The sequence below is a fragment of the Pseudomonas sp. F8002 genome (assembly GCF_013385495.1).
Classification (GTDB): Bacteria; Pseudomonadota; Gammaproteobacteria; order Pseudomonadales; family Pseudomonadaceae; genus Aquipseudomonas.
The window spans coordinates 102,843-113,753 of record NZ_JACAPW010000031.1; the positions used below are offsets into that span (position 1 = coordinate 102,843).

The window sequence follows — 10,911 nt, forward strand, 5'->3', positions numbered from 1 at the left end:
GGGTTAGTGGAAAAAGGGATCGGAACGGGTCGCGTGGGCGACCCGTCGATGCAACACCAGTATCAGGCCGGCCAGAAAGATGCGCTGACTGCCGACCACTCTTGGCGTTGCCGCAGCGGATCAGAACTCGTAGGTCATGCCCAGGCTAACCACGTCGCCATAAGCATCGGCCTTGCCATCCAGGGTTGCACCGCCCAGGCGGTCCTGGTTGTGGGTTTGCAGCTTGGCCTTTTCAACAAACTGGTGAGAGTAGGAACCGTCGATACCCAAGCCCGGAATCGCCCGAATCTTGTAACCAAAACCCAGGGACGTGAAGATCCGGTCGCCATCCGGAATACGCGGGTCCCGGGTGGAGTTACGAGTCGGCGTCTGGTCGGTGGCCACACCGGCACGCAGGGTGAAATCGTCGGTCAACTTGTAGTCGCCGCCGAGGGAGACCATCCACGCGTCCTTGTAGTTGTAAGGAATCGAAACGATTGTCGAGCCCTCGGACTTCAACGTCAGGTCCTTGAACGAAGACCATTGGGTCCAGGTAACACTGGCACCGAGGGTCAGGCGATCATTGAACTGGTGTACCCAGTCAAACGACGCATTGGCAGGAATGTCCAGCTGGGTACTGGCGTTGGCGCCGTCGGAATTGAGGCTCAGGCCAGGATACAAAAGGCCTGGTAGACCGGAGTCAATCAGCGCCTTGGATCCCGGGTCTGAATAGATGCTGTATTTACCTTCGAGCTTGTTCTTGATCTTGGCGTGATAGTTCAAGCCAAGGGTATCTTGCGGCGTGGGCTTCCAGGCCAGGCCGGCAAACCATCCAACCGAAGTATTGTCCACTTTGACTCGCATCAACGAATGCCCCACCCCCGAAGGAAACGGAACACCAATGTCCGGAACGCTGCCTGCAGCGGCATACAGGTCGATGTTCTGGCTGACGAAACCTTTGGTGTGCTGAACGATGGCACCACCACCGATGGAGAACTGATCGTTGACCTTGAACGAAAGCGAGCCGGTCACGCCAACGGTTTCGATGCGTGTATCAACGGCAAAATCCCGGCCGATCCAATCATCATCCCAAGTGGTGCGTGCGCCCATCGGGACGACCTGGCTGAGACCAAACGCGAAGCGATCGCCGATAGGCATCACCATGAAGCCAGTGGGCAGCCATGCAGTGAAACCACCTTGGCCACCATCGCCTGTGCGGGGAACGGAGGTCGTATTACCGTCTGGATCAAACGTCGTTACGGAGGGGTCTTTCCCCATGTAATCTTTCGCGGTCCCTTTATATTTGATGTTGATGCGCGCGTAGTCGATGTTGAACTGCGCGATATTGTGATCAATGAACGCCATGGCCGCAGGGTTGTTATACGCCGCTGACGGATCGTCCTTGAACATCGAACCACCGCCGAACGCACGCCCCCAACCTTCGGCCCCAAACGTTGGCGTGGCAAAGCCACCAGCTTGGGCGGATCCGGCACCCATCAATCCCCCCAGTATTGCCAACCCCAATAATGTGCGAGCGTGTTGTTTTTTATTATTCATTTACCACTCCTTATTATTTTTAGCCCCGGCATAACCGGCTTGCCCTTTAAAGCAAGTTCTCGTCCGCGCGTGGTTCAGACCAGTTTTGAACGACAGGCGCCTTATTCAGGCGCCTGCCTTTTTGCGGGTGATCAGCCCGGTGTTCCGGTAACTCTTATGGCGTAATGGTCAGTGCAGGAGTTGGTGTCACCAACAGATTGGTCACAGTGCAATTAGGCGCCAGAGCCTGGTTGGTTGCAGTCAAGGCAGTACCCGTCCAACCGACCTGAATAGTGCTAGGCCCGCAGTCGGTGTCGATCGCAGAGTCGATGGTATAACCCACGCTTTGCACATTACCGGCAGAAGTACTGGTGGCAGTTAACAGCCAGCCGCCTGCAGGGAATTTCATTTTCGGCAGGCTGCACAGTGGGCTCGAACCCGAAACAGTTGCGTTAGTAATCGAGGCTGTACCGTTGGCATTTACCTTCCCGGCGAAGTTAATAGTGCAAGTAACCGGCGCCTGTAGCGAAGAAGGAGACTTAACCGTGATGGTACCGCCAGGGGTGGTGAAGTTTGTATTTACCGGGCCAATAGTCGCCGCGGTGGCCATCGAAGCAGCGCCGAAGCACAGAGCAAACGAAGTTACACAAACGAGGGTTTTAAGGCTTTTCATTGTTTTTTCCTCACATGTTATGGCGAATCATTTCGCCGGGGTAATGGCCATGATCGAGAGGTCACGGTGAAACAAGCAGAACTTCCCTTTCCAGCCAAATCTCAATTCAATTACCGCTGTAACATCCCACTGTTACTCAACAACTTTGAAACTCGGCGGCATCTTGATCGACACCGTCTTGATCTTGCAGTCTTCGCCGATAGGCACATTCGACGCTTCCAGCTTGCCGGTGGCGTTATCCCAGGTTCCATCGGCAGTAGAAGGCCCGCACTTGCCGCCCAAACCAAAGGCATGCACATCCACGGCGATCTTCGACATCGAGCCGCTCCTGGTATCTTTAGCCACCAATACCCACGGCAAGTTGATGGCTTCGACCCGGCTGCACTTGAGCCCGCCGTCGAATTCAACTTTGTCGACATTCACCGACGAGCCATCCGCCGCCACTTTGCCGGCGACCTTGATGGTGCAATCCGCGCTGATCAACGCGCCTTTGGAAAAGCTGATGGGGCCCTGGGCAGTAAACGCGCTGCCGGCGGGTTCGATACGGGCGGCCTGGGCCTGGTGGTAAACGATCAGGCCCAGGGCAGCCAATACAATGTGCGTGGTGAACTTGGCAGGGGTTTGCATGGTGTACGTCCTTCCCTTAATTTTATTTTTGTTCGGGTCAAACAACTGTCTTGCAACTAAGCCGTACTCGAAACCGGTAAAGCCTGGGCGATGAAAACCTGCGCGATGCACAGATCCCGAGTACGCCCTACAACTGACTGCTTTCGTTAGAAGGGTCTGGTGGTGTTGCTGTACTTCTCCAGGTACTTCAAACGCTGTGAAGGTTGAAGATTGGTCAGGGTAATATCCCCGGCGTAATGATTAAGTACCCGGTGATCCATGCGTCGTCGCCACAAGTACGGCACATACGCCCAGACAATCATGCTGGCATAACCGTATGGGAGTTGCGGCGATTCATCAAAATGACGCAGTGACTGATAACTTCTGGTTGGGTTGGCGTGATGGTCGGAGTGCCGCTGCAGTTGGAACAGAAAGATATTGGTGACAATCCGATTACTGTTCCAGGAATGCCGTGGCGAGCAACGCTCATAACGACCGTTGGGCAACTTCTGGCGTTTCAGGCCGTAGTGCTCGACATAGTTCACCACTTCCAGCAGCGAGAAACCGTAGATGCCCTGGATGATCAGGAATGGAATCACTGCCGCGCCCAGCCAGGCAATCATCGCGCCCCACAACACCACGCTGTACATCCAGGCGCTGAGTACGGCGTTCTTCCAGTGCCAGGCCGGCAGGCCGAGTTTGCGCAGGCGTTCACGTTCCAGGTTCCACGCCGAGCGGGCGCTGAACCATACCGAGCGCGGCAGGAAGGCCCAGAAGCTCTCCCCCAACCGCGAACTGGCCGGGTCCTCCGGGGTGGCGACGCGCACGTGGTGGCCACGGTTGTGTTCGGTGTAGAAGTGCCCGTAGAAGGTCGGCGCCAGGGTGATCTTGGCCAGCACGACTTCCAGCAGGCGCGGCTTGTGCCCCAGCTCATGGGCGGTGTTGATGGCGATGCCGGTGGCGGCGCCAGTGGACATTGCCATGCCCAGGTAGGTGAACCAGCTCACCTCGCCATGCAGCTCGGTGCGCGCGGTGATGAACGCGGCGGTTTTCGCCAGCCAGCTCGACGGGTCCAGGGTGGCGGTGGCATGCAACAGGCCGCCATTGATAATCCAGTCGATACCGCCTGCGGCCAGCCACCCGGTGACCACCAGGGATGAGATGACAAACAGCACGCCGGTGTAGACGATCCAGCGGTAGTAGCTTTGGGATTCGAGGTTGCTGACGGCGGACTCGGGCGGGTTGCTGACGTCTTCACCCAGCAGGCCGTCGATCAGCGGGATCAGGCCGAAGATCACCAGCACACCGACCCACCACAGTTGTTGCACGCCGGTAGTGATGGCCAGGGCGCCAGAGAGAATTGGGGTTGCCAGGGGCATGATGCCGAGCCACCACAGGTGGCGCTTGCCGTCGGTCCAGACGTTCGGGGCAGCCAGGGTCTGATTCATGGCAGCCTCCGCACGAGGCAGGTAGGCAGGGAGCAAAAATCAACACTGGACAGGTACACGGAGCGGTGACTGCCCCGAGAATTCAACCATGCGATAAAAGGCGTTTTTTTCATTATTTTATTCGCTCTTAGGCATTTCAAAAATTGTTTCAAATTAGACATTGAAATAATTTTTTTAAATAAATAGCGCGGAATCGTTAGGTCGTCAACTAGTTTCTTGAACCCTTTTGAACGTGACCGGGCAGTCTCTTTTTCAGCCGTTTGGTCAGGTGTCTAGGGCAAGCATTGACGAGTTCGAACCGCGAGTTCAGTCGCACAATTATTTACTCGCCAACGCAAACGGCGGGTGCAACACCGTGGCGCTTTCCGGCGGCCGGACGCGCTTGGCTATCTGCTCGACCACCGCCGCGACACGCTCGGTGGCCGTGATCGGCAACATATGCCCGCGCCCTTCCACCAGCTGCAGCTTCAGGCCCGGCACCAGGCTGGCCAGGGCCTGCCCGTGTTTGCGGAAATCCAGCACCTTGTCCTGCGCGCCATAAATCAGCCCGATCGGCAACGTCAGCTGCGGGTAGCGCTTGACCATGTCCGGCAGGAAATCGTTGACCAGGTTGATCTCGGTGGAGGCGGCATAGAAGTTCTCCGGCCGCATGCCCAACAAGCCGCCGCCACGGGTGGCGAAGTCTTCCGGGGCCGGGTCGGGGGCAAACACGCCCTTGACCACCGAGCCTTTGGTCAGCAATCCGATCGGCATGGTCAGGGTGTGCGACATAAAGCGTCGCAGCCATCCCGGGCGTATCGCCAACGACATAAACACCAGCGGCAGCAGGCGCTGGGGATGGGTCAGGGGCGCCACCAGGATCAATCCGGACACCGCGTGGGGATGGTCCAGGGCCAGGGCCAGGGAAATCGCCCCGCCGAGGGAATGCCCCAGCACCAGCGGCTTATCCAGGTCCAGCGTCTGGATAAAGCTGGCGACTTGCCGGGCCTGGCCAGGCAGGTCCGCGGCCGTGCCGGAATGCCGGGTGGAATAACCCGACCCCGGACGATCCACGGTGATCACTCGAAAGTGCTCACGCAATTGGGCAGACAAGGCGTACGTCAAGTTGCGACTGCTGCCCATCAGCCCGTGGATCATCACCAGCGGTGGGCCCTTGCCCTCGTCTACATAATGAAAGCGCTCGCCGTTGATCTCCAGAAAGCGCCCGTTGATCGGAACAGCAGCCTCTATTCGCCGTGTCATCCGGGCACTGAAGGCCCACAACACTACGCTTAACCCTACACACACACCCGCAGCGACAACCCACTCGACAGCCATAGCTCGGTCCTCTGCATCCCTGCGTTGCTGGCGGCCCGACCGGTATTGGTCAAGGCCTCAGCCATCGTCCACCCTGGACCTTAACTGTGTGCGTACAAGCTCTCGTCCGTCGGATAAGTCGCACATGAGGAACTGGGTCGTAGCCTAGACGATATTTTCAGGTAGATTATTTAAAATCTTTTTTAAAATAAATAATTCAATTTTCCTTTGCAATGGTGTTCTATCTAAAAAGCCAAAACAAAAACAAGGAGCACATCCGATGTCGACACCCGTAAGGCGCCACCGGCCCACGAGGGACAGCCTATGAATGCCCATGACACCATCGACATCGCCATCATCGGTTCCGGATTTGCCGGGCTGTGCATGGCGATCAAACTCAAGGAAGCCGGGTTCCACGACTTCTTTATTGCCGAACAGGCCGATGCTCTCGGCGGCACCTGGCGGGACAACCACTACCCCGGTTGCGCCTGCGACGTGCAATCCCATGTCTATTCGTTTTCCTTTGCGCCCAACCCGGACTGGACCCGGCAATTTGCGCCACAGGCGGAGATTCGCGCCTACCTGGAGCAGTGCGCCCGGCGCTTCGAACTGGCGCCGTTCCTGCGCTTTGGCATGGGCCTGGAGAAGGCGGTATTTGATGAGGCGCAACAGCGCTGGAGCCTGAGCTTCAGCAATGGCCGCCAGGTCAGTGCGCGGGTGCTGGTGTCGGGAATGGGCGGCCTGTCGCGCCCGGCACTGCCGGATATTCCGGGCCTGGACAGCTTCAAGGGCAAGCGCTTCCACTCCCAGCAGTGGGACCACGAGTATTCATTGAAGGGCAAGCGCGTGGCGGTGATCGGCACCGGCGCCAGTGCCATTCAGTTCGTGCCGCAGATTGCGCCGCAGGTGGCCCACCTGGACCTGTTCCAGCGCACCCCGCCGTGGATCATGCCCAAGCCCGACCGGCCGATTTCACGCTTCGAGCGCTGGGCCTTCAAGCACCTGCCGTTCACCCAGCGCCTGGTACGCGGCGCGTTCTATTGGGCACTGGAAGGTCGCGTGGTGGGCTTTGCCCTGCACCCGCGCCTGATGAAAATGGTGCAGAAAATCGCCGTGCGCCACCTGCACAAACAAGTGGCCCGCCCTTCCCTGCGCAAGACCCTGACGCCGGACTACACCATCGGCTGCAAGCGCGTGCTGATCTCCAACGACTACTACCCGGCCCTGTCCCGCAGCAATGTGCAGGTGGTAACCGACAACGTGCTGCGCATCGAGGCGGACGGGGTGATCACCGCCGACGGCATCAAGCACCCGGCTGACTGCCTCATCTTCGGCACCGGCTTCCAGGCCACCGATCCGCTGCCCCGCAACTGCATCATCGGGCGCCACGGCATCGACCTGATGGACACCTGGCAAGACGGCGCCCACGCCTACCTGGGCACCACGGTGCCGGGTTATCCGAACCTGTTCCTGATCGTCGGCCCCAACACCGGGCTGGGGCATAACTCGATGATTCTGATGATCGAGGCCCAGGTCACCTACATCCTCGATGCCCTGCAGCAAATGCAGCGTCATCGCATCGCCACGGTGGACGTCAAGCCAACGGTGGAACTGGCCTACAACGCCAGGCTGCAGGAAAAACTCAACGGCACCATCTGGTCCACCGGCGGCTGCAAGAGCTGGTACCTCGACCCTCGCACCGGCAAGAACACCACGCTGTGGCCCGGCTCCACCTGGCGTTTCAAGCAGGTCACCCGGCATTTTGCCCTCAAGGACTACGTCGCCAGCCTGGTGCCGATACCGTCCACCGCGCGCCCGGCCGCAACGCCCCACACCACCGCAGAAGGGAGCCTGTCATGAAGTCATTCAACGGCCGCGTGGCGGCCATTACCGGCGCCGCTTCCGGCATGGGCCGCGCGTTGGCCCTGGCGTTGGCGCGTGAAGGCTGCCACCTGGCGCTGGCGGATAAAAACAGCCAGGGCCTGGAGCAGACTGTCGCACTGATCAAGGCCCAGGTGCTTGCACCGGTGCTGGTCACCTCGCAGGTGCTGGACGTTTCCGAGCGCCAGGCCGTGGAAGACTGGGCCGCCCGATGCGCCGCCGAACATGGCCAGATCAACCTGATCTTCAACAACGCCGGCGTCGCGCTGTCGAGCACCGTCGAAGGCGTGGACTACACCGACCTGGAATGGATCGTCGGGATCAACTTCTGGGGCGTGGTGTACGGCACCAAGGCCTTTTTGCCGTACCTCAAGGCCAGCGGCGATGGGCATGTGGTCAACACTTCCAGCGTGTTCGGCCTGTTCGCCCAGCCGGGCATGAGCGGCTACAACGCCACCAAGTTCGCCGTGCGTGGTTTTACCGAGTCCTTGCGCCAGGAACTCGACCTGCAAAAAAGCGGGGTCTCGGCCACCTGCGTGCACCCTGGCGGGATCCGCACCGACATCTGCCGCAGCAGCCGGATCGACGCCAACATGACCGGCTTCCTGATTCACAGCGAACAGCAGGCCCGGGCCGACTTCGAAAAGCTGTTCATCACCGACGCCGACCAGGCCGCCAAAGTGATCCTGCAAGGCGTACGCAAAAACAAACGCCGCGTGCTGATTGGCCGCGACGCCTATTTTCTGGACCTGCTCGCGCGCTGCCTGCCTGCCGCCTATCAAGCGCTGGTGGTGTTGGCCAGCAAACGCATGGCGCCCAAGCAACGCAGTGCGCCCTCGCCCGTCCTTGAAACCAACGAAGAGCACCGTCTCTGAACTGGAGTACCGACCATGCTGCCGATTCGCCGCGACCTCCGTTTTGCCCTGCCGGCCGAACGCATCAAGGACTGGCATGAACAAGGCCCGTTCATTACCCACTTTTTCAACGCACTGTCGTTGTTGTTTCCCCAGGGCGAACTGTTCTTCATGGACAGCGTGCGTCACTACCGCCAGCGCATCGAAGACCCGGAGCTGAAGAAAGAAATCCAGGGCTTCATCGGCCAGGAAGCCATGCACAGCCGCGAGCACGTGGCCTACAACGACCTGCTGCAAGCCGCAGGGCTGCCGGCGAATACCCTCGACCGTCGGCTGAAGATGATCCTCGACGCGCAAAAGAAATACCTGCCCGCCTCCTTCAACCTGGCGGTGACCATTGCCCTGGAGCACTACACCGCGATGCTCGCGGAAATCCTCCTCAGCGACCCGTCGCGGTTCGGGGATTCGGTCAAGGGTTACCAGCAGATGTGGTACTGGCATGCCCTGGAAGAAACCGAGCACAAGGCGGTGGCGTTTGATGTGTGGAACAGCGTGATCAAGCCCGGGCCCAAGCGTTATCTGCTGCGCACTTCCACCATGCTCATCACCACGGGGCTGTTCTGGCTGACGATCCTGGACTTTCACCTGCGCCTGTTGTTTGCCGACCGGCGTTCGGGCGGGCATTTGAAGGGCTTCTGGCGGATGCTCAAGTTTCTGTACGGGCCCAAGGGCGTGTTCCCGCGCATGGCGCTGCCCTGGTTGCATTACTTCAAGCCCGGGTTCCATCCCTGGGACCACGACAACCGGGCACGCCTGGCGGGTATTGACCGCCTGGTGGAGGAGATCGAGCAGGCCCATAAAGGTTATGGGCCCGCCTGAGTCCGCTTAGCGCTGGGTCGGGATCCGAATATCGCCATCCCGGCACTGGCTCTTGACGCTGCGCGGGCAGCCGGCAAACGCCAGGTCCTTGGTCAGGCACACCCGCACCTCGGTCAGCACGGCACCCTTGCAGATCACCGCAAGGCCATGGTTGCCCATGGCCGGGTTGCTCTCGCGAAACAGCGCTTCGATGTCCCGCGCGCCCAGGCCGCTTCGGACATTGAAGGGCTCAAGCTGCTGCGGGATCTTGACCACGCTGAGCGCTGCATCGGTCTTGTCCAGGTAAGCCGACGCCTCAAGGCCGCTGCAGGTGCCGTGCTTGGCCCATTCATGCCTGAGCAGTTTGGGCGACGGGAACAGCGTTCTGCCCCGGGCGAAGTCTGCATCCGACAAGCGCGACTGCGGCTCACACGAAGCCGGCCAGCCGCCCTTCGCGTACTGCGGCCACAGCCCATGCAGGACAAACCCGTAGCCCTTGCCCGAACACTGCTGGTCGTCCGGGTGCGTCAGGCAGAAGGTCGGCGACCAGGACAGCGACAACACATAAAAGTCAAACTCCCCGGCCTGCCCCTGGGCCCGTGGCGCTGCTGTCGCGGCCCCGGCCAACGCCAGGCAAAGCACAATCCAGGCTGCTTTCATTTTCATCCGTTCATTCCTTAAAAAGACAAAATTAAAGCACCGCTAGACCGCCAGGTTGGGGTTACGTTGTAGCACCCGGTCCATGACCCGGTCGGTCTTCAACGCCTCGATCGCCAGTGCCGGGTGTTTGCTCTCGCCGCGAATATGCGCATTCATCCCCAGCACGTGATGCCACTGGATATGTGCATGGTTGGGCACCTCCAGCACCTCGCTGGTCTCGCCCTCAAGCCGCAACGGCGCCTCATCGAACACCGAAAACGTGATGCGGCCCTTGCTGCCGATCATCTCCACCCGGTCTTCGCGCCGGTCGGCGACAAAGTTCCAGCAGCCCATGCCCAGCGCGCCCGAGGCGAACGTCCAGCAGGCGGTGACGGCATCTTCGGCGGCATAGCGCCCCGCCTGGCGCGCGGTAAACCCGGCCACCTCGACGATATCCCCGACCAGGTACTGGAACAGGTCAAAACCGTGGCTGGCCAGGTCGGCAAAATACCCGCCGCCGGCAATCGCCGGGTCGGTGCGCCAGTTGGCACTGCTGGCATCGTCTTCCGAAGGCGGCTTGCACAGGGTCCAGGTCAGATGACGCAATTCGCCGATGCGCCCGTCCTGCAGCCAGTCCCGCACCTGCTGGAAGCGTGGCAGGGAACGCCGGTAATAGGAGACAAACAGGTGCAGCCCGGCCTGTTCGAAGGTGCGCTGCATCAGCGCGCTTTGCTCGGCATTCAGGGACATGGGCTTCTCGACGCAGCAATGCTTGCCGGCAGCGGCCACCATCAGGCTGTATTCGAGGTGGCTGTCGGGCGGTGTGGCGATGTAGACCGCGTCCACTTCCGGGTCGTCGATCAGCGCCTGGGCGTCAGTGTAGAAACGGGCAATGCCGTGGCGTGCCGCATAATCGCGCACGGCCTCCTCGCGCCGCCCCATCACGGCCACCAGCGCAGAACCTGGCGCTTTGTAGAAGGCGGGTCCACTCTTGAGTTCAGTGACACTGCCACAGCCGATCATGCCCCAGCGTACGGTGTTCATCTGCATCTCCTTCAGGTGAGTTTTTTTCGATGGGGCAGTATCGGTGTTTTCCGGCCCCCTCTCCACCCTGCCGGATAAAGACTGAGCATGACAATTG

The 10,911-nt window shown here is 60.0% G+C and carries 10 protein-coding genes; 3 read left to right on the top strand and 7 right to left on the bottom strand.

Translation table 11 applies throughout. The features are described from left to right. Positions 1-120 precede the first annotated feature (120 nt). The 5 genes from HX811_RS22065 to HX811_RS22085 all read right to left on the bottom strand — a co-directional run bounded on the left by HX811_RS22065 (position 121) and on the right by HX811_RS22085 (position 5,559). Positions 121-1,536, bottom strand: a complete 1,416-nt coding sequence (locus HX811_RS22065; RefSeq protein WP_177019415.1) for an outer membrane protein transport protein — start codon at positions 1,534-1,536, stop codon at positions 121-123. A gap of 154 nt (positions 1,537-1,690) precedes the next feature. Then, on the bottom strand, positions 1,691-2,188 hold the full coding sequence (praB, locus tag HX811_RS22070; protein WP_177019416.1) for an alkane oxidation protein activator PraB: 498 nt from the start codon (positions 2,186-2,188) through the stop codon (positions 1,691-1,693). Between the two features lie 132 nt (positions 2,189-2,320). After that, complete coding sequence (gene praA, locus HX811_RS22075) at positions 2,321-2,815, bottom strand: alkane oxidation protein activator PraA (protein ID WP_008437144.1); 495 nt, start codon at positions 2,813-2,815, stop codon at positions 2,321-2,323. 146 nt (positions 2,816-2,961) lie between these two features. Continuing rightward, positions 2,962-4,242, bottom strand: a complete 1,281-nt coding sequence (locus tag HX811_RS22080; protein ID WP_087694132.1) for an alkane 1-monooxygenase — start codon at positions 4,240-4,242, stop codon at positions 2,962-2,964. Between the two features lie 318 nt (positions 4,243-4,560). After that, the gene (locus tag HX811_RS22085; protein ID WP_177047375.1) at positions 4,561-5,559 is read right to left on the bottom strand and encodes an alpha/beta fold hydrolase; all 999 of its coding nucleotides are present in this window, start codon (positions 5,557-5,559) and stop codon (positions 4,561-4,563) included. A 303-nt stretch (positions 5,560-5,862) separates the two neighbouring features. Here HX811_RS22085 and HX811_RS22090 point away from each other — a divergent pair, with 303 nt between their 5' ends. The 3 genes from HX811_RS22090 to HX811_RS22100 are packed head-to-tail and all read left to right on the top strand — an operon-like array spanning position 5,863 to position 9,152. After that, positions 5,863-7,398, top strand: a complete 1,536-nt coding sequence (locus tag HX811_RS22090) for an NAD(P)/FAD-dependent oxidoreductase (RefSeq protein ID WP_177047377.1) — start codon at positions 5,863-5,865, stop codon at positions 7,396-7,398. After that, positions 7,395-8,294: an SDR family oxidoreductase gene (locus tag HX811_RS22095; protein ID WP_177047379.1), complete on the top strand. Its 900-nt coding sequence runs from the start codon at positions 7,395-7,397 to the stop codon at positions 8,292-8,294. The genes HX811_RS22090 and HX811_RS22095 overlap by 4 nt, the downstream gene beginning before the upstream one ends. A gap of 15 nt (positions 8,295-8,309) precedes the next feature. Next, the gene (locus HX811_RS22100; protein WP_003214649.1) at positions 8,310-9,152 is read left to right on the top strand and encodes a metal-dependent hydrolase; all 843 of its coding nucleotides are present in this window, start codon (positions 8,310-8,312) and stop codon (positions 9,150-9,152) included. 6 nt (positions 9,153-9,158) lie between these two features. Here the strand turns inward: HX811_RS22100 and HX811_RS22105 are convergent, their stop codons facing one another. Together HX811_RS22105 and HX811_RS22110 are read right to left on the bottom strand one after the other, a co-directional pair. Further along, entirely contained in the window at positions 9,159-9,797 is a 639-nt protein-coding gene (locus HX811_RS22105) for a ribonuclease T2 (protein WP_003214647.1), read from the bottom strand. 36 nt (positions 9,798-9,833) lie between these two features. After that, positions 9,834-10,814 (bottom strand): Gfo/Idh/MocA family protein, encoded by a 981-nt coding sequence (locus HX811_RS22110; protein ID WP_177047381.1) that lies wholly within the window; start codon positions 10,812-10,814, stop codon positions 9,834-9,836. Between the last annotated feature and the right edge of the window lie 97 nt (positions 10,815-10,911).